General features: G+C 36.3%; 19 protein-coding genes, 1 pseudogene, 1 riboswitch and 1 other annotated feature. Of the genes and pseudogenes, 14 read left to right on the top strand and 6 right to left on the bottom strand.

Annotated features, from left to right (window positions below; translation table 11 throughout):
* Positions 1-55 precede the first annotated feature (55 nt).
* The 5 genes and pseudogenes from ACEPXG_RS14940 (at position 56) to ACEPXG_RS14920 (ending at position 5,010) form a co-directional block, all read left to right on the top strand.
* Positions 56-643, top strand: coding sequence for a xanthine phosphoribosyltransferase (locus ACEPXG_RS14940; RefSeq protein WP_391204008.1), 588 nt, complete (start codon positions 56-58; stop codon positions 641-643).
* Complete coding sequence (locus tag ACEPXG_RS14935) at positions 640-1,950, top strand: nucleobase:cation symporter-2 family protein (protein ID WP_391204004.1); 1,311 nt, start codon at positions 640-642, stop codon at positions 1,948-1,950. The genes ACEPXG_RS14940 and ACEPXG_RS14935 overlap by 4 nt, the downstream gene beginning before the upstream one ends.
* A gap of 373 nt (positions 1,951-2,323) precedes the next feature.
* Entirely contained in the window at positions 2,324-3,601 is a 1,278-nt protein-coding gene (locus ACEPXG_RS14930; RefSeq protein ID WP_391204001.1) for an MDR family MFS transporter, read from the top strand.
* Positions 3,602-4,032: 431 nt separating this feature from the next.
* Positions 4,033-4,515 (top strand): annotated as a pseudogene (locus ACEPXG_RS14925) (NUDIX hydrolase); the annotation flags it as partial.
* A complete protein-coding gene (locus tag ACEPXG_RS14920) occupies positions 4,495-5,010 on the top strand; it encodes a GNAT family N-acetyltransferase (protein WP_391209940.1) in 516 nt (171 codons plus the stop codon). The pseudogene ACEPXG_RS14925 and the gene ACEPXG_RS14920, both read left to right, overlap by 21 nt.
* Before the next feature lie 107 nt (positions 5,011-5,117).
* Here ACEPXG_RS14920 and ACEPXG_RS14915 read toward each other — a convergent pair whose 3' ends face one another.
* Positions 5,118-6,482, bottom strand: a complete 1,365-nt coding sequence (locus tag ACEPXG_RS14915; protein ID WP_391203998.1) for an aspartate kinase — start codon at positions 6,480-6,482, stop codon at positions 5,118-5,120.
* 378 nt (positions 6,483-6,860) lie between these two features.
* Positions 6,861-7,089, top strand: a binding site (T-box leader).
* 58 nt (positions 7,090-7,147) lie between these two features.
* Here ACEPXG_RS14915 and serA point away from each other — a divergent pair.
* Complete coding sequence (gene serA / locus ACEPXG_RS14910) at positions 7,148-8,734, top strand: phosphoglycerate dehydrogenase (RefSeq protein WP_391203995.1); 1,587 nt, start codon at positions 7,148-7,150, stop codon at positions 8,732-8,734.
* Positions 8,735-8,813: 79 nt separating this feature from the next.
* Here the strand turns inward: serA and ACEPXG_RS14905 are convergent, their stop codons facing one another.
* On the bottom strand, positions 8,814-9,590 hold the full coding sequence (locus ACEPXG_RS14905) for an HAD family hydrolase (RefSeq protein WP_391209938.1): 777 nt from the start codon (positions 9,588-9,590) through the stop codon (positions 8,814-8,816).
* A 202-nt stretch (positions 9,591-9,792) separates the two neighbouring features.
* Between ACEPXG_RS14905 and ACEPXG_RS14900 the strand changes: the two genes are divergently transcribed.
* The 6 genes from ACEPXG_RS14900 to ACEPXG_RS14875 all read left to right on the top strand — a co-directional run bounded on the left by ACEPXG_RS14900 (position 9,793) and on the right by ACEPXG_RS14875 (position 14,754).
* The gene (locus ACEPXG_RS14900) at positions 9,793-10,524 is read left to right on the top strand and encodes an AAA family ATPase (RefSeq protein ID WP_391203992.1); all 732 of its coding nucleotides are present in this window, start codon (positions 9,793-9,795) and stop codon (positions 10,522-10,524) included.
* Positions 10,525-10,578: 54 nt separating this feature from the next.
* Complete coding sequence (locus ACEPXG_RS14895; RefSeq protein ID WP_391203989.1) at positions 10,579-11,160, top strand: VanZ family protein; 582 nt, start codon at positions 10,579-10,581, stop codon at positions 11,158-11,160.
* Positions 11,161-11,214: 54 nt separating this feature from the next.
* Positions 11,215-11,370 carry a Fur-regulated basic protein FbpA gene (locus tag ACEPXG_RS14890; RefSeq protein WP_391203986.1) on the top strand — a complete coding sequence of 52 codons (156 nt, stop codon included), beginning with the start codon at positions 11,215-11,217 and terminating at the stop codon, positions 11,368-11,370.
* A gap of 115 nt (positions 11,371-11,485) precedes the next feature.
* Entirely contained in the window at positions 11,486-12,637 is a 1,152-nt protein-coding gene (locus tag ACEPXG_RS14885) for a DEAD/DEAH box helicase (RefSeq protein ID WP_391203984.1), read from the top strand.
* Positions 12,638-12,641: 4 nt separating this feature from the next.
* The gene (locus tag ACEPXG_RS14880; protein WP_391203981.1) at positions 12,642-13,871 is read left to right on the top strand and encodes an aminopeptidase; all 1,230 of its coding nucleotides are present in this window, start codon (positions 12,642-12,644) and stop codon (positions 13,869-13,871) included.
* 13 nt (positions 13,872-13,884) lie between these two features.
* A complete protein-coding gene (locus tag ACEPXG_RS14875; protein ID WP_391203978.1) occupies positions 13,885-14,754 on the top strand; it encodes an SGNH/GDSL hydrolase family protein in 870 nt (289 codons plus the stop codon).
* A gap of 35 nt (positions 14,755-14,789) precedes the next feature.
* On the opposite strand, the gene ACEPXG_RS14870 is transcribed toward ACEPXG_RS14875, so the two are convergent.
* From ACEPXG_RS14870 to ACEPXG_RS14860, 3 genes are all read right to left on the bottom strand, one after another.
* On the bottom strand, positions 14,790-14,888 hold the full coding sequence (locus tag ACEPXG_RS14870; RefSeq protein ID WP_225986065.1) for a hypothetical protein: 99 nt from the start codon (positions 14,886-14,888) through the stop codon (positions 14,790-14,792).
* Between the two features lie 63 nt (positions 14,889-14,951).
* Positions 14,952-15,284 (bottom strand): DUF4870 domain-containing protein, encoded by a 333-nt coding sequence (locus ACEPXG_RS14865; protein WP_151701105.1) that lies wholly within the window; start codon positions 15,282-15,284, stop codon positions 14,952-14,954.
* A gap of 968 nt (positions 15,285-16,252) precedes the next feature.
* Complete coding sequence (locus ACEPXG_RS14860; protein ID WP_391203973.1) at positions 16,253-17,317, bottom strand: M20 family metallopeptidase; 1,065 nt, start codon at positions 17,315-17,317, stop codon at positions 16,253-16,255.
* Positions 17,318-17,423: 106 nt separating this feature from the next.
* Positions 17,424-17,515: riboswitch (TPP riboswitch) on the top strand.
* 63 nt (positions 17,516-17,578) lie between these two features.
* On the opposite strand from ACEPXG_RS14860, the gene thiT reads away from it, so the two are divergent.
* Together thiT and map are read left to right on the top strand one after the other, a co-directional pair.
* Entirely contained in the window at positions 17,579-18,160 is a 582-nt protein-coding gene (gene thiT / locus ACEPXG_RS14855; RefSeq protein ID WP_391203970.1) for an energy-coupled thiamine transporter ThiT, read from the top strand.
* Between the two features lie 46 nt (positions 18,161-18,206).
* The gene (map, locus tag ACEPXG_RS14850; protein WP_391203967.1) at positions 18,207-18,956 is read left to right on the top strand and encodes a type I methionyl aminopeptidase; all 750 of its coding nucleotides are present in this window, start codon (positions 18,207-18,209) and stop codon (positions 18,954-18,956) included.
* Positions 18,957-18,971: 15 nt separating this feature from the next.
* On the opposite strand, the gene ACEPXG_RS14845 is transcribed toward map, so the two are convergent.
* Positions 18,972-19,700 (bottom strand): tryptophan-rich sensory protein, encoded by a 729-nt coding sequence (locus tag ACEPXG_RS14845; RefSeq protein ID WP_391203964.1) that lies wholly within the window; start codon positions 19,698-19,700, stop codon positions 18,972-18,974.
* Positions 19,701-19,822 lie beyond the last annotated feature (122 nt).

Raw genomic sequence — 19,822 nt, 5'->3', positions numbered from 1 at the left:
TGTCTTCGAGCTTTTTTGTGTTCGTCAATTTAAAATTGAAGGGGATCCTCTAATAATGAAACTATTAAAAGAAAAAATCGTGCAGCATGGTAAGGTTCTATCCGAAAATGTATTAAAAGTGGATACGTTTTTAAATCATCAAATTGATCCAGTATTGATGCAAGCGATTGGGGAAGAATTTGCTAGTCGTTATAAAGATGCTGGGATTACTAAAATAGTAACAATTGAATCATCTGGGATTGCACCTTCTATGTTTGCTGGTTTAACACTTGGAGTTTCTGTTGTTTTTGCAAGAAAACGTAAGTCTTTAACGCTATCTGATAATTTGTATACAGCACAGGTGCATTCTTTTACAAAAAATGAAACGAATGATATATCGGTTTCTAAGGACTTTATTGGAAGTGAAGATGTTGTTTTAATCATTGATGACTTCCTTGCAAATGGACAAGCAGTGCTTGGTTTGTTGGATATTGTGAAGCAAGCAAATGCTAAAACTGCTGGGGTTGGAATTGTAATTGAAAAAGGATTCCAAAAAGGTGGAGCACTTGTTCGTGAGCTTGGAGTACGAGTAGATTCACTTGCGAATATTAAATCGTTAGCAAATGGGAAAGTGGAATTTTTTGAGGAGGATTCCACTAGATGAACAATACATTGAAAAATACCACACTTGGTATCCAACATCTCCTTGCTATGTATGCAGGGGCTGTTATGATTCCTTTAATAGTTGGGGCATCGCTAGAGCTCCCTTCTGATCAACTAACCTATTTAGTTGCAATTGATATTTTAATGTGTGGTGTAGCGACCATCTTGCAAGTAATGAGTAATCGATTTTTTGGAATTGGTCTTCCTGTTGTATTAGGATGTACTTTTACTGCGGTTGGTCCGATGATCGGTATTGGAAAAGAGTATGGGATTTCCTCTATATATGGTGCTATCATCGTTTCTGGTATTTTTGTTATTGTTATTAGTGGAGTTTTTGGTCAACTTGTGAAGTTCTTTCCCCCAGTTGTTACTGGTTCTGTTGTAACGATTATTGGAGTTACGCTAATTCCTGTTGCTATTACGAATATGGGTGGTGGCCAAGGAGCAGAAGACTTTGGGTCGACTTCAAATATTCTATTAGCATTTGGTACTTTACTTTTTATCGTGTTACTTTATCGTTTTTCGACGGGATTTGTTAAATCTGTTTGTATTTTACTTGGCTTAGTTGCGGGTACGGTTGCATCTATATTTATGGGGAAAGTAGATTTTACGGCTTTTAAGGAAGCTAATCTTTTTCATATGGTACACCCTTTTTATTTCGGGACACCAACATTCGACTGGTCGCCTATTATTACGATGATTTTAGTGGCAATGGTTTCGTTAGTTGAATCGACAGGAGTTTATTTTGCTATTGGAGATATAGTAGATAAAAAAGTCTCAAAAAAAGAATTATCTAAGGGGTATCGTGCTGAAGGTATTGCAGTACTACTTGGTGGTATTTTTAATTCATTCCCATATACTACTTTTTCTCAAAACGTTGGACTTCTGCAAATGTCAGGAGTTAAGTCCAAAAACGTTATTTATATTACAGGTGGTATGCTGATAGCACTTGGGTTCATTCCTAAAATTGCCGCAATCACAACCATTATCCCGGTGTCTGTTCTTGGCGGAGCAATGTTAGCTATGTTTGGAATGGTAGTTGCGCAAGGAATTAAAATGCTTAGCAAAGTAGCTACAGCTACGGACTCCCAAGATAATGCGATGATAATGGCTTGTTCTATTGGTATGGGACTTGGAGTTTCTGTAGTTCCTAACTTATTTGACTCACTTCCATCTGGTGTTCAAATTTTGACAAGTAACGGGATTGTTGCAGGAAGTATGACAGCAATTGTATTGAATATATTATTTAATATGCTTCCTTCTAAGAGAGGGAAAGTAAATTTAACAACAAGCGAACACGAAGGTTAATATGCCTTCGTGTTTTTTAGTGTATTAAATGGGCATGGAGTTAACTCTTTATTATGAGAAATGGTCTCGGCTCTAGGTGAAATGGTTACGACTTCAATGAAATTGGTCTCGCTTGTAAGTAATTTAGTCTCGGTTAGCTATTAGTTGGTATCGAACAGCCATTTTCTAACTGATAATGGAAAATAGTTATAGGTTGTAGAGGAGTTTTTTATAAATTTTCTTCATGTAGTTAACGCTTTAATGTAAAAATTAGTCTTGAACAACTATCTTTTGTTAAACTTTCGTCCTGATATGAAGAAATTTTTCAATTATTCTGTTTCGAAATCCGAAACGTTATGGTAGGATTGTATAATCTATAAGATGTGAGGAACAAATGATGAGAATTAAAGATTGGGATCGAAGTTTAAAAGTAAGGTTATTTGGAGAGTTTTTTAGCAATTTAAGTTTTTGGATGGTATTTCCGTTTCTTGCGATTTATTTTGCTACGGAATTTGGAACGAGTATGACGGGAATTTTACTTGTAATATCACAAGTATTTGGAGTTGCGGCAAATTTGATAGGAGGGTACTGTGCGGATCGTTTTGGTAGAAGAACGATGTTATTCTTTTCTGCTACTTCTCAGGGCATTATGTTCATCCTATTTGCATTTGCCAATTCCCCTTGGTTGAACTCGCCAACAATTAGTTTCGTAGCATTTGCTCTTGTCGGTGTAGCTGGTTCATTTTATCACCCAGCGAGCCAAGCAATTGTAGCGGATGTAGTACCTGAGCATCAAAGAAGTACTGTTTTTTCTATGTTTTATACATCTGTGAATATTACTGTAGTAGTTGGTCCTATTGTCGGAGCAGTTTTATTCTTTCAATATCGTTTTCTATTACTTTTAGTAAGTGGATTTATCTTTTGTATAGTTGGGCTTGCCCTTCGTTTTTGGACAGAAGAAACATTGCCAAAAGAAATGAAAGAACAGATGGCAAATGACGGTAGTAATTGGATACAAGTAGTAATCAAGCAAGTGCGAACTTATGGGTTAATTGTAAAAGATAAAGTATTTTTCTTATTTGTTGTTGCTGGCATTTTACTCGGTCAAACGTATATGCAATTAGATATGTTAATACCAGTTTATATGAAAGAAGCAATTGATAAGCAAGTGTTAGGGAATTTATTTGGCAGAGAATGGGCTGTTACAGGAGAAGGCTCTTTTGGTATGTTGTTATCTGAGAATGGACTATTAGTTGTCCTATTCACTGTTGTCGTAACAAGATGGATGTCGAAGTATCCGGAGAAATGGGTGTTTTTCTTTTCCTCATTTTTATATATGGTTGCGATGTTCGTTTTCCCGATGACTGCAAACTTCTGGGTGTTCCTACTTGCGATGGCTATATTTACACTAGGGGAGTTAGCTACAGTTGGGTTACAAGAAAGCTTTGTTTCTAAATTAGCGCCGGATGATATGCGAGGGCAATACTTTGCTGCAGCGAGTCTACGTTACACCATCGGACGAACCATTGCTCCACTTGTGTTTCCGCTTGTAACATGGATAGGCTTTAGTTGGACTTTTGTCATTTTGGCTATTTTAGCACTACTTAGTGGGGTTATTTATTTGATCACCTTTAAGGAATACAATAAAAGACAAAACGAAATACGTTTATAAATTGGACAAGGGGTGCTCTCTAATGAGAACACCCCTTGATTTTTGTATAGGTAAAACATAACTTTTGAATTTTAAATTTCATCCCGAACAAGTTCGGGGAATAATTTCCATGAAAGGTTCCTCTTTCAATGCCGCGGTAAATTGTTCCACTGGTTGCCTTCTAACCTAAGCAACGTAAACCCTACCTTCTTTTACGTCCTTGCGACCCTGTAGTCGCGCCAGTGTGAATAAGTATTATCAAAAACACATAAAGCAGAATGCCAAATTTCTAAGATTTATGTCATACCAAAATTGTTAACAAATTATATTGTCTCACTAAATCTATGTATTGTCAAATAATTGCTTTGTATGCCGCTTCATATCACGTATACTTCCATATTAATCACATGATATACTAGTTCAATCAAACTATTAGAAGTGTAGGTGTGAAGATGGAAATTTGGGACATTTACAATGAAAATCGAGAGAAAACGGGAAAGACACATATTCGTGGAGAAGAAATGCAAGAAGGTGATTTTCATCAAGTTGTTCATATTTGGATTATGAACGAAGAGGGGCAATTTTTAATCCAACAACGACAACCTTGGAAAAAAGGTTGGCCTAATTTGTGGGACTGTGCAGCAGCCGGTTCTGCGCTTGCGGGTGAAACGAGCGAAATGGCCGCCATCCGTGAGGTAAAAGAAGAGCTTGGTCTAGATTTGCGAATGGAAAATGCGGAAATATTATTTACAATAAAATTTTCCAGAGGGTTTGACGACCATTGGCTTGTTAAGCAAAACATAGATATTAACAATTTGAGTCTACAATACGAAGAAGTGGCAGATGCAAAGTGGGCAACTATGGATGAAATAAAAGTGCTAGTTAGTAGTGGGGAATTTATTCAGTATGAAATTTTGGAACCTTTATTCGAGATAATCCACTCAAGTATTTCATTGCAAAGAGCAACGCTTCAAGATACAGAATCTTTGTTTGAATTACAGAAAAAAGTTTTTACACCACTTTATGAAAAATATGAAGATCATGAAACAAGTCCAGTGTTTCAGACACTTGTGCGATTTAAGGAGCGTTTAAATACAGGTGATTTTTATAAAATAATGTATTCTAATTCCCTAGTAGGTAGTGTCCATGTATATGCGAAATCTCCTGGAGTAATGCGACTTCATATGATAAACATATTAGAGGATTACCAAGGGAATGGTATTGCTCAACAAGTCTTATCTCGATTAGAAAGCATGTATCCCGAAGCTGTTAAATGGGAGTTGGATACCATTTTAGAGGAAGAAAGAAACTGTTATCTATATGAAAAAATGGGTTATGTTCGAATAGAAGATAGATGGAAAATAAACGATAAAATGACACTTGTACATTATGCGAAAACTGCTAATTTGAATCGTATGAAGGCTTTATAAAGATGCTTGAATTGTTCCTTTTCTGCGGACACTTAAGTACATCTTGTCTCTACGCATTACATAGTGTAAAGACAAGATGATCTTAAAGGGCACTTGCACTAATATTATTATCCAACTGAAACAGGTGCGAAAAATTCGTTGTAAAGTTCTTGTAATATTTTATTTTCATTACTTCTATGAACACCAAAAGCTAAGCTTACTTCGGAAGATCCTTGGTTGATCATTTCGATATTGGAGCCAGTTCTTGAAATTGCTGTTGCTGCACGAGCAGCTAGGCCAGTATTGTTATTCATTCCCTCACCTACCACTACGATCATCGAAAACTCATGACGAAAATGTACTTCTTCTGCATGAAGTTCTTCCTTCACTCGCTTCATAATTCTAATTTCTTTGTCAGCTGTAAGTTGATGACTTCTTATTATTACGGAAATATCATCCAATCCAGAAGGGGTATGCTCGTAGGAGATATGTTCTTCTTCTAAAATTTGCAGTAACTTTCTTCCGAATCCAATTTCACGATTCATCAAATATTTGCTCACATATAAAATAGAGAATCCACTATCTGCTGATATTCCTGTAATTGGGCGATGTTTCCCTTTTCTTTCTGCTACAATTTTTGTGCCAGGAGCAGAAGGATTATTTGTGTTTTTAATGCATACAGGTATGCCAAGTTTATAGACAGGCATTAAAGCTTCATCGTGGAAAACAGAAAAGCCAGCATAGGAAAGTTCTCGCATCTCTCGATAAGTTATTTCTTCTATTTCTACAGGATCATTCACTACTCTAGGATTGGCACAAAATACCGAGTCTACATCCGTAAAATTTTCATATAAGTCTGCATGAACTGAAGCAGCTAAAATGGATCCAGTAATATCTGACCCCCCACGATCAAAGGTACGAAGCAGTCCGTCTTTTGTAAATCCAAAAAAACCTGGAAACACAACAATTTCATTGCTATTTTTTAGCTCACTTAAATTCTCATAAGCTTCTGGTAAAGCAATTGCTCGTTCGGGAAAGTCATTTACAACGAGTCCCGCGGTTTTGGGACTAACATACTGAGCGCGAAGTCCAATGCTAGTAAAATATGTAGAAATAAGTTTAGCGTTATTATCTTCGCCACTTGCTTTAATATTATCAACAAAATATTCGACGTCTGACGAATCTGATGAAATACGTAAACGTAAATCTTCTTCAATCACTTCGCATATTGTTTGTTCTAAATCAAGCCCTACTGCAATTTCTTTGTATCGGTCTAACACGAATTGAAGCTTTGTTTCCACTTCTTCATGGTTTAATGCCGCTGATGCTAACTCTATCAATAAATCCGTTACTTTTTTGTCCGAATCAAAACGTTTACCAGGTGCAGACACAACGACAAATTTCCTAGTTCGATCTGATTGAACAATTGCAGCTACTTTTTTTATTTGTTCTGCACTGGCGACAGAGGTTCCTCCAAATTTACTTACTTTCATTTCATCATATCCTTATTCAAAATTTTGGTTTGTACTCCCGTAAAAAACAAATGATTTTACACAGTGTACAAATTATCTTGCATAACGTCAATACATTTGATTAAAAAAATCATTATTATCACTAAGTAATATGAACAATTTCCCGAAAAAATAATTTAAAGTTCGTAAAATAGGCGTAATATGTAAATTTTTAAAATTTTTATTGAGAATAGATTGTTAAATACGATTGAAAGGTTTCAGATTTATTTTTTTATTGATTCAAATAGCGTAATATCAAGCTTTTTTTACCTACACTAAAAATGATAGCGTTTTCAAGTTTTTTAACTATATTGACAATTAAAAAGAGTGTGCGTATGATGAGTTTAATTCAATACGACTTAAACAATTTTGATGGAGACAAGCTTTATATTTTTGAAATCTGAAGAGAGCTGATGGATGGTGAAAATCAGTGGTTTCTAGTGTATGGTAGCACTCTTGAATTGGTGAACCGAACCTTCTAGTAAGTTCATTCGTCTCGTGCGCGTTAAGCATGTAACTAAGAGACTGCATATTTGCAGTGAATTTGGGTGGTACCGCGTGAGTTTATTACAAGCTCTTCGCCCCTTACATTTTGTAGGGGAGCGAAGGGCTTTTTTGTTTTTACAATTAAAAGGAGGAAATAAGCAATGACATACAATATTTTAATCAGTGACCCACTAAGTGAAGATGGTATTTTCCCGTTAAGACAAGCAGAAGGATTTAACATTGTAGTAGATACTAGTCTCACACCAGCACAACTTGCAGAAAAAATTGTTGACTTCGATGCGTTGCTTGTTCGTAGTCAAACACAAGTAACCCGTGAAATTATTGAAAAAGGAACAAACTTGAAAATTATTGGTCGTGCGGGAGTGGGAGTAGACAATATCGATCTGCCAGCTGCTACTGAGCGCGGTATTATTGTCGTTAATGCACCGGACGGAAACACGAACTCTGCTGCGGAACATACAATTGCCATGTTGATGTCACTTTCTCGTAATATCCCACAAGCATTTCATTCATTGAAAAATAAAAAATGGGATCGCAAAGCATTTATAGGAGTAGAAGTAAAAAATAAAACCTTAGGTGTTGTAGGTTTCGGGCGAATTGGCCAAGAAGTTGCCGCTCGTGCAAAAGGGCAGCGTATGAATGTCATTGCTTACGATCCGTTTTTAACAGCAGAAAAAGCCGAAAAGTTAGGCGTTCAATTCGGTACAGTGGATGATGTCATCAAAGCAGCGGATTTTATAACAGTGCATACCCCACTTTTGAAAGAAACACGTCATTTAATTAATAAAGAAGCGTTTGAGAAAATGATAGATGGTGTACAGATTGTAAACTGTGCACGTGGTGGGATTATCGATGAAGATGCATTATACGATGCAATTGTTTCTGGAAAAGTTGCCGGAGCAGCGTTAGATGTATTTGAAGAAGAGCCATTTGTAGATCACCGATTACTAACGTTACCACAAGTAATTGCAACACCTCACTTGGGGGCGAGTACTGTAGAAGCACAAGAAATTGTTGCAATCGATGTGTCATATGATGTTGTTAGTTTCTTGAATGGCGGAGTTGTTAAAAATCCAGTCAATCTTCCATCGGTATCCAAAGACGTCCTAGCAAAAATTGAACCATACTTTAATTTAGTTGAAAAACTGGGAGCATTTTTGAGTGATTTAGCGAGTGGAGTACCAGAAGAAGTGAACATCACTTACTCTGGAGAACTTTCAAATATTGATGTACGTCCACTATCACGAAACGCGGTGAAAGGTATTTTGAAAAGTAAGCTTGGTGAGTCAGTAAATGACGTAAATGCTAAGTTCCTTGCAGATCGAATTGGCATCGTAGTGAACGAATTGAAAACGACAAAATCAAAAGGATTTACAAGTCTAATTACAGTCGAAGTAAAAACGGCGACAGAAACGAGAAAAGTAGCTGGTACGTTATTAAATGGGCTTGGCGCTCGCATTTTACGAGTAGATGATTTCATTGTGGATGTGGTACCAGATGGTCATCTATTATTCATCCGTCACAAAGACCAACCAGGCGCAATAGGACGTGTAGGTACACTTTTAGCAACAGAAGGTATAAATATCGCAGCGATGCAAGTGGGACGATCTGAAGTAGGTGGAGATGCTATTATGATGCTTTCTATCGATAAGCATGTCGAAAAATCAGGTATCGAACAGTTAAAAGGATTGGCAGATATAACGGATGCAACACCGATAGATTTATAAAGGGTATTATATATGATTGTTAATCAAAACAAAAGTGTGAGCACCTAGTCAAATACTCGACTGGGTGCTCGATTTCTCACTATTTTAGGATGTTAATAAGCTCGTGCAAGTTCGCTATCGTATAAGTAGGCTTCGCTTCTTCGCTAGTTGGTTTATTTTCGCGGTTGATCCACACTGATTTCATACCGACTTTGGATGCACCGAGAATATCGGTCATTAAATTATCTCCTACCATTAACGCTTCATCTTTATTAACTCCAGCTAACTCTAATGCATGTTCAAAAATAGACGGATCCGGCTTGCCTTTTCCGAATGCTCCTGAAATGATGATTTGATCGAAGTAAGGAGCTATTTTTGGAGTAATTTCTAGTTTCGTATTTTGGAGGCTTGGTGAGCCATTTGTTATTAAGAAAAGTATGTATTTACCTTTTAACAAATCTAACACTTCGAATGTTTCTTCATATACAAAAGGACTTTCCTTTCGCATTTGTGGAAAATACTCTGCCAGTTTTCTTCCAAAGCCCGCATCATCAATACCTAATCTATTTAATCCGCTTGTCCATGCTTCTCTTTGATAAATAGGTGCAATTGCTTTCATCTTTTGAAAATCTTCAGTAGGATCATCGAAAATTCCCCATAAGCCTTCGAATGGATTGATACCGATCATTTGTGTAAATGATCTGGTTTCATATGTATCATATAATTTACTTGCTTCATCGCGAACCGATATCTCCAATTCCTTTGGATCGATATCCACTTTTGTTGCTGCATAAGCACAAGTTTTTTGAAAAGCGGTCTCTACACTTTTCTTATCCCATAATAATGTATCATCTAAATCAAAGAAAATAGCTTTCATTTTCAATATACTCCCTTCCTTAACTTACTTAATACTTTACCTTAGTAAAGCGAAACTGTCACTAAAGCGCAAGCAAGTTAAAATGAGACTATATACATTGTTCAGAGTAAAATAAATTTATTTATCATTTTTTCCATATGCATATACAGTAATTTCGTTACAATAGAATGAATAGTTCTTTTTTTTAAAAAGGAGGATGTTTATGTTTTTAAAGAAAATTACTGTATTACGCGATGAACCATATGATGAAAATAGTTATCCATTTACAATACCTACTATAAATAATTTAACGGAACTTAATTTAATAAATAGTGTAACCTTTTTAGTTGGAGAGAATGGTACGGGAAAATCTACTTTATTGGAAGGGATTGCATATAACTGCGAGTTTAATACGGCGGGTGGAAGTAGAAACAATCTATATGAAGTGGATGCTGCGGAAAGTGCGTTGGGGAAATATCTTCGATTATCGTGGATGCCTAAAATAACAAATGGCTTTTTTCTTCGTGCTGAATCATTTTATCAATTTGCAACGCATATCGATGAATTGGAAAGAATTCGAAAAGGAGTTTTAGATAGCTACGGAGGCAAATCCCTTCATAAACAATCCCATGGCGAAGCATTTTTATCTTTGTTTTTAAACCGCTTTAATGGAAAAGCTATTTATTTATTGGACGAGCCAGAAGCAGCGCTTTCTCCACAACGTCAACTAGCTTTTTTGCGAATTATGCATGATTTAGTTACAGAAGAGGACTGTCAATTCATCATAGCAACTCATTCGCCATTAATTTTAGGTTATCCGAATGCCTCTATCCTAAGTTTTGATCAAGAGGAAATTGAAGAAATAGAATATGAAATGACTGGTCATTATCAAATCACAAAGTATTTTTTAGACAATCGAGAAAAATTCTTAAAAGACTTACTGGAAGATGCATGATGCGAAACTTTATATATACGGAAGGCGTTATATACAATTATGGGAGTGAAAAAAATGAGAGTAATTGTACAATACATAGATAATATGCTTTTTTTCATTTGTCTTGCACTTCCGTTTATATTTGTTTGGCGTTTCATTAGGTGGAGAAAAAGAGGGTTTAAGCTACAAGAAAGTTTACATGAGGTGGGAATTTTTCTGCTTATTTCTGTCCTTATTGGTGTATTTTCACAAACGATTGTGCCGCGGCATGGTCTGATGAAACCTACATTGTCCAATGTGAATTTTGAGTTATTTCGTGTTTTTAGAGAAACGTATAATGCTATTAAGTATTTAGGTTTTTGGCAACCTTTTTATATTAACTTTCTTGGCAATATTATTCTTTTCTTTCCCATTGGTTTTCTATTGCCCCTTCTTTTCAAAAGAATGGAGCGTTTTCCTTATACGGTCATGGTAGGATTATGTATTTCACTCTTCATTGAAATAACACAACTTCCTCAAAATAGAAGCAGTGATGTAGATGATTTATGGCTGAATACACTTGGCGCCCTGATTGGGTATATTGTTTATTTAATGATCAAAAAGAAATTTCCTACATTCACACAAGTTTTTAAAAAATTAAAGGAGAGAAGTTTATAGCTTCTAGTGCCGGGGTAAATAGTAATCGAACGAAAATGTAAGGAGAGTAACACGATGATGATACCAAAAGAATCGAAAATCGAAGAAAAACGGGATAATATGATTGAAGACCTTGTAAACAAAGGCATATTTAAAATTGACGGAAAACAGTTATATGAGCTAAATTTTTATGAACTAACAAAAGAATATATAGTAGAAGAAGAAAGCTAAAAGTGCCTAAACATATAGGCACTTTTTTTCATGGTGACACTGCATAAGACATAGGTAATATCGATATGAAAAATGTGGTACACTTGATTCAAACACAGATGAGGTGGAGTATAAATTGACTTTTTTACAAGATTTAAATGAAACATTACAAGAAAAATGGGCAAAAAAAGAATTTGCATTTGAAATGCCTATTCAGACCCAATTAATACCACATATGCTTAATGGTTCAGATATAGTAGCAGAATCTCCAACAGGAACGGGAAAAACGTTAGCGTATGTCCTTCCTTTATTACAAATGGTAGATCCTACAAAGAAACAAATTCAAGCATTAGTCATGGTACCTTCACAAGAATTAGGTATGCAAATCGTGGAAGTCTTTCGTGAATGGGTAGTAGGGACAGGTATTACTGTTGCTCAATTAATTGGTGGGGCAAATATTCAAAGACAAATTGAAACCTTAAAAAAGAAACCAACAATTATAGTAGGAACACCAGGACGATTACAAGAACTGGTGAAAGTAAAAAAATTAAAAATGCATGAAGTCAAAATAATTGTCTTAGATGAAGGAGACCAATTATTAAGTCGAGAACATCGCACAACCGTAAAAGGTTTAATAGATGCAACACTTGAAAGACAACTAGTTGTTGCTTCTGCTACGATTACCGACGAAATAGAGTTAGTTGCAGAAAGAATGATGAAAGATCCAGTACGCATTCAAGTGTCTGCTGAAGAAGTTCCTTCAAAAGGAGAGGTCATTCACAGCTTTGTGAAAACAGAAACACGTGATAAAACAGAGCTATTAAGAAAAATCTCCCATTTGGAAGGAATGAAGGGCCTTGCATTTGTAAATAGTATAGACCAACTTTTGATGAAGGATGCAAAACTTACTTACCGCGACGCGCCAATAGTATCCTTGCATTCAGAAATGAAAAAAGAAGAACGCAAAAAAGCATTAGATGACTTTAAAAATGGAAAAGTAAGTATACTAATTGCAACAGATGTAGCAGCAAGAGGACTCGATATTTCGGGCTTAACGCATGTGATACATGTGGATGTACCGCATTCGATTGAGCAATACTTACATCGTTCTGGACGTACTGGACGTGCTGGAAAAGATGGAGAAGTACTGACGTTATTAACATATGCAGATGAAAAAACGTATAAAAAATGGACGAAAGAGCTCCCGAGTAAACCAGTACAGAAAATTTGGTATCGTGGTGAATTCATTGAAGGATCATCGAAAACGATTGAGAAGAAAGGGAGATAAATAAATGAATTTCCAACAAAAGCTAGAAGAATATGCAGAACTAATAGTTAAGGTTGGTTTAAATATTCAAAAAAATCAACCCCTTCTTATTAGTACAACCACAGACACGATTGAATTTACTAGACTAGTCGTGAAAAAAGCATATGAAGCTGGTGCAAAACGAGTAGACGTAAACTACACGGACGAAGTAAATGCACGAGCTTTTTACGACCTAGCACCTGAGCAAGCATTTCATGAGTTTCCTAAATGGGCTGCCATGCAAAGGGATGAGTTAATCGAAAACAAAGGGGCATTATTATGGATAGATGCGGATAATCCAGATCTACTTAAAGGTGTTTCCATTGAGCGAATTACAAATTTCCATAAAGCAAGCGGAAAAGCATTGGAAAACTACCGAAAAGCAGTGATGAACGACGTCATTACTTGGTCCATCGTCGCAATGCCTTCACCAAAATGGGCTGCAAAAGTATTTCCTCATTTAGAAGAGGAATATCAAATGCAAGCACTATGGGATCTTATTTTCCAAGTAGTGCGAATAGGTGAAGGAACAGCAGTTCAAAAATGGAAAGAACATATAGACCATTTAGAGAGCCGCGCAGCTTTGTTGAACGCAAAACGATTTAAAAAATTACACTATAAAGCACATGGTACAGATATTCAAATAGAACTGCCAAAAGGACATATTTGGCTTTCTGGTGCTAGTAAAAATGGACAGAACGTTCCTTTTATTGCAAACATGCCAACAGAAGAAGTATACACTGCACCGCTTAAAACGGGAGTAAATGGTTATGTGCGAAATACGAAGCCATTAGTGTACCAAGGAAATATTATTGATAATTTCACGTTAACTTTTAAAGATGGAGCCATTACAAAAGTTCAAGCGGATACTGGAGAAGAGCTATTGCAAGAATTAACACAAACAGACGAAGGTGCAAAATATTTAGGGGAAATCGCATTAGTTCCTCATGAATCACCAATTTCCGCATCTAACGTTTTAATTTTCAATACTCTTTTTGACGAAAATGCTTCGAATCATTTTGCTATTGGGGAAGCTTATCCTACTTGTGTGGAGGGTGCCCGTGGTTTAACAAAAGACGAGCTTGAAAACCTTGGACTTAATACTTCCATCGTGCATGAAGATTTTATGATTGGTAGCGCAGATATGGATATACTAGGAGAGTTAGAAGACGGAAAGGTAGAACAAATTTTCCGAAAAGGTACTTGGGCTTTTTAAGGAGTAGATTCTAATGAAAAAATGGATAGCTTTAGTTGTATTACTTTTCCTCCCATTTTGCTCCATTATGACGGAAGCAAAAGGGGGAGAAGTTTATATTGCTTTAGGGGATTCTATAGCCGCAGGTCAAACACCAAATAGAGCCATTGATGCAGGATATACAGATTTAATAGCACAAGAGTTGATGCGGTCTCATCAGCTTGCCTATTTCTCGAAAGCACTTGCATTTCCGGGTTATACGACCGCAGACGTGTTAAAAACTGTTCGTACGAAAGAAGCGAAAGAATTACTAAAAAATGCAACAGTTGTCACGATTTCAGCAGGAGCAAATGATTTGCTTAGACTTGTTCAAGTAAATCCTTCAAAGGGGACAGTTGCATACAAGCAAGTTCAAGTAGATTATGCGCTAAACAATGTGCGCAAAAATATTGATGATATTATTCAGGAAGTTCAAGCAATTACACCGAAAGCAAAAATAGTTGTAATGGGCTATTATTTTGCCTATCCGCATGTACATGATGCACAAAAGGAAGGCATCAAGAAAGAGTTAAATACTATGAATACTATTTTAAAGACCGAAGCCAAAGCAAATGGAGCAACTTTTGTAGCTGTGGAAGAGGTCTTCAATGGCCATGAAAAAGAATTATTACCGAATCCCTCGGATGTACATCCTACGATGGAAGGCTACCGTTTTATGGCGAATGCTTTTTTTAAACAGTATAATGAACGTTTACAGGTAAATAAAAATGAACTACCAGCTCCAAATCCTCTGACTTTTGAACAAATTATCAATAGCCAAAAAGAATCTATTAAAACACCCGTTTCAAGGATACAAGGCTTCGATCATTATTTGTCTTTGACAAAGTTAAAGCCCTATATATAGAAAAATCTGTTCCCAATCTACTGGGAACAGATTTTTTATTTGACAGTTTTTCTGGATTTCATTATTTTGCGTACGATTGGATAGACTATTGGCGCCCATTTTATAGCAGTTTTAACTAAGTTTTTTACCCTCATTTTTATCGCTCCTAAGATTCTATACTGTATTATTAGATTCCCATTTTTACAGCAATATAAACATTATCTCAATACTTTGACACCTTGAATAATATTCCAAATAAGAGTAATGATATAAATAATTAAATATAAGAATACAAGCAATAGGGGTCCTGAAGTCATAAAGAAGGAAGGCTGATTAAAAGAACTATAAGACATAGAAAACACACTGGAATAGATAACGATAAATAAAATAATCATAAAAATAATAGGGATTAAATGTGAAATAAGCGAACGTTTTGCGTGCTGTTTCACTTTCGTATCATGCGTAATAAAGAATACGATAATTGGCAGTATTAATGGCGCAAATAACACACTAAAATAGGATAATGCTGATAGCAGTTTATTATTTTCCATAGGAGTTTTCTCCTTTCCGATTAATGGAATAACAACAATTGTGTGTTGCGCAGGGAGCAATTTAGTAGTTGACTCTACCCGAGTTTCTTATATTTCACCATGTCTGTTGATTAACCACTTTCTTACATTTTGAAAAAAATCATAGAATCCATTTGAATTTACACGTTTTGGTTTACTGTAGACACTTTAGAAAAAGTGCGTCGTAGTGACCGCAGAGATTTCCGCTCTAGTCGGACGCTTTCCGAGGGGGGAGCGATGAGCCAGCACCGTCGCATGCGCGCCGTTTGTGCTGTCTCATCTGTCTCCCTGATCCCTTCGGAGTCGCCGCCTGCCGCTGCAATCAATAATGTGCAATATTTTACTCGTTATCCACAACATAGAATACGTTTTACGCAATCTTACAAGGCATATGCGCAATATAATGATAGCGCACACTTTATAAGTGGCATCTCACTCTAAGTTAAGGCTTTATTATTAGGAGAAATGGTCTCGTTGAGCAGCGAATTGGTCTCGATAGCGATAGTTTTTGTCTCGGTCTAAGGTAAGTTAGTTGCGAACATCACTTGATTGGTCTCGTTCAGCCATTTATTGGATTTTATTTTAGAAAACCCTTCATAATATTGATCGAAATATAGTAGTGATGCTGAATAGTTAGCAAATAGGATGGATTTTCGCTGCAGGGCGGCGACTCCAGCAGGAGGCCAACAGGATGTTGGTCACAAAGGGGTTGCCACACGATGTGGCGCTCTTAGCCTTTGTTCCTCTGTGAGCAAAATGAGACTTCTCAGGCGGCGCGTAGCGACGGTGAAGGCTCATCGCACACCCTGCGGAAACCGTCCGCCATGCAGCGAAAATCCCGGCGGTCACTAGGACGTACTTTTTCTACAATATAATTTATTGGTGAACTTTAGTTAATTCACGTATGTTATTGTGGATAATTGGCTAATTAACAGACGTGATATTTCACTTCATTCAATAATAAAAGAGACTAAAATATTTTTATATTTTTCTACGGATGAAATAGATACATATTCCTTTTCTCCATGCCAATCCGCTCCAGAAGGACCAAACTCAATAGCTCCTGCTCCGTTTTTAGCATAGAAACGAGTATCGGCGGATCCATGTTGGCCAAATAAGTTGGTAATAGAATTCGTTATCTTTGTTGTAACTTGTTGAAGCTTAAGAACGTGTGAATTATTTTCTTCTGTAGTCACTGCTGGTTCACAAGCATGAACAATTATTTCACTTCCAGGAAAATGGTTATGAGCAACATTCTTAATCATTGCTAAAATTTCTTGGTCGTTTTGCCCTGGGACAAATCGAATATCATAGCTCATGAGACATTCGTCAGGGACAACATTATATCTGTCTCCTGCATGTATTTTCGCCAAATTTAGTGAGGGATAATCATAGAACTTGTTACTTGCGGTTAAAAAAGGCAGTTTTCGCATTTCTTTGTCGAAAGCAAAAGCTTGTTCAATCGCATTTACCCCTTCCCAAGGGCGACTGCCATGACTGGATTTACCTTTCAATGTTACATCCAACTGGATAATTCCTTTTGCTTGAAGTCCGATATGTAAATGAGTTGGCTCTCCGCAAATGATGAAATCTCCGTTAAATCCTATGTCAACTAAATATTTAGAAGTATCTCCATCCGTTTCTTCATCCGTCACAATATGAAGTTGGATTCTTTTCGTTAGTTTCTGTGGTAAAGAAAGTTCGTAGAAAGCTTGCATCATAGCAGCAACTCCTGCTTTCATATCGGCTGATCCTCGACCAAATAATTTATCACCATCTACAAAAGGATTAAATTGTTCGGCATTTCCAGGAACAACATCGACATGACCGTTCCATATAATACATTCATCGCCAATTCCTATTTCTGCAACAAGCATTAGTTTAGAATCGTTCTCCAATATTGTTGTAGCAATATTTCGATCTTCTAGCCAAGTTTTACAATATAATAATGCAAGATTTGCACCCTCTACATCATCACTTTTTATGCGAATCAAGTCTTTTAATAACTCAATCATACTCGTTGTCTCCTTTTCATATAATATTTCTATTAGTATAACAATTAACAACATAGGGTTGCATTACTTATTTTATTGGGCTACAATGAATTCGAACTAAATAATTCATAACCACAAGGGGCGTCGCTTACGCGGCTGAGATAGTACCCTTCGAACCTGTAAGTTAATGCTTGCGTAGGGATGTGGATGGAAACTGACAATCGCGCGATGTCTGGGTCTATCCCAGGGTCGTTTTTTTTGTGGTCAAAAAAGGGGATTACAATGAGAAATCAACGTGTATTGTTATTAATAGAAATCGCTATTTTTGCAGCCTTAGGGTATGTATTAGATATGATTGGGTTTGGTATGCCGCAAGGTGGGTCCGTTACTTTTGTGCTTGTTCCAGTTATTTTAATCGCTTTTCGTCGTGGAATTGCTGCCGGACTTTTAACAGGATTTTTAATTGGGTTATTACAAGTAGTAACAGGTCGTTTTTATGCTGTCCCATTATCTTTTGGATTTGTGATTATCCAAGTATCGATTGATTATTTTATTGCGTTTATGGTTGCTGGATTTGCTGGCATATTTAGACCTGCATATATGAAAGCACTTGAAAATAAAGACACAAAAAAAATGGCGATTGCAGTCATTTTAGGAGCTTTTCTTGCTGCGTTTCTTCGCTATTTAGCACATGTCACTTCTGGTATTATATTTTTCGGAGAATACGCTGGTGATCAAAACGTAATTCTGTATTCATTAATCTATAATGCTACTTATATGATTCCAGTATTTTTATTCGCTGCATTCATTTGTACTATCTTGTTCGTAAAAGCACCACGCCTTCTACTGCCGAATAACGCGTAAATATGATATGATAACTGTACATTCAAATGAGAAGGGATCTTTTAAGATGATTGTACAAACAAATGAAGAGTTAGAAGCGTTAAAAAAAATTGGTCGTATTGTGGCGGAAATTCGCGATGCAATGCGAGCAGCAACAAAACCAGGTATTACTACGAAAGAAATCGATGAAATCGGTGGAAAACTTTTTGAACAAAATGGAGCTATTTCAGGACCGATGGGGGAATATGATTTTCCCGGTTACACGTGTATAAGTGTAAATGAAGAAGTGGCGCATGGTATACCTGGATCACGTGTTATTAAAGAAGGAGATATCGTCAACATTGATGTCTCCGGCTCATATGCTGGATATTTTTCGGATACTGGTATTTCATTCGTCGTAGGAGATGGCTACGAAGAAAAAGAAAAACTATGTGCCGTAGCTGAAAGCGCATTTAATCGTGCTATGTTAAAAGTGAAGGCTGGATCTCGTTTAAATCAAATCGGGAAAGCTGTAGCTAGAGAAGCAAAAGAGAATGGATTGCATGTTATTATGAACTTAACTGGGCATGGAATAGGGAAATCGCTTCATGAAGCTCCTCAGCATGTACTGAATTATTATGATGCTTGGGATCCAACGATTTTAAAAGAAGGTATGGTTCTTGCAGTAGAGCCTTTTATCTCTCAAAAAGCAGAACATATTGTAGAATCAGGAGATGGTTGGACTTTTGTAACACCAGACAAATCGCTAGTCGCTCAAATTGAGCATACGATTGTCGTTACGAAAGAAGGACCGCTTTTATTGACAAAAATAGATTAAAAAATGCCTTGGAAATTAAATTTTCCGAGGCATTTTTTTTATGAAAAAGATTCCTGCTATAAGGACACAACTTAAGAACATAGAAGCAGCGGTGATTAATAATTCATCCAACAAATGGTGAACAGCTATACCGATAAAGGACCAAATAAAGACAAGTACGATAACGGGATCATTATAATGGAATCGAATATGTAGAGCAATTGCGGTAACTACTGTTAGAAAAATAACTGACCAAAGCGATTTTGTTATTCCCAAACCACTAAATTCAATGAAAGTAAGATAGTAATCGATATTTACAAATATATCAACGAATATCCATCCTAGATAAATGGAGATAGGTAGTCTCACCATCCAAGATAGTTCCGTAGTCGAGTACGTATTATATAGTAAAAATAAGATTCCTATTAACGCGAACAGATCGAGTAACGAAAATAAAAATAATTCATAATGCCAAAAATAGGTCCAAAGAATGTTTAGGATAGAACTACACACGAATAATACGACTCGTTTTGCAGATACCGTTTCTCCACCTTTATATTCTTGTATAATGTTCCATATCCAACAAGCTAATAAAAAATAAATGGCAAACCAGATAAGGAAAACGAAGCTTGCAGGAGTAAATAAAGCTGGAAGCCTGTTGGCTATTTCTCTAGTTGTATGATGATTTAATGGCAGTGTATTTGCAAGTATATTTATGATAATGGTAGAGATCAAGCTTATAATCAAAAGGATTATTTTAAACATACGTATCCCTCCTATCCTTCTAGTATACCTTTCAATTATTATTACGAACAACTGATTTGTGAATGTTTCATGGCAAAAGCGGAATAATCGAATAACAAAACATGGTATAATATAATTCGAAC

This window comes from Psychrobacillus sp. L4 (genome assembly GCF_042944905.1).
Lineage (GTDB): Bacteria > Bacillota > Bacilli > Bacillales_A > Planococcaceae > Psychrobacillus.
This window is presented reverse-complemented; position numbering and strand designations above follow the sequence as displayed.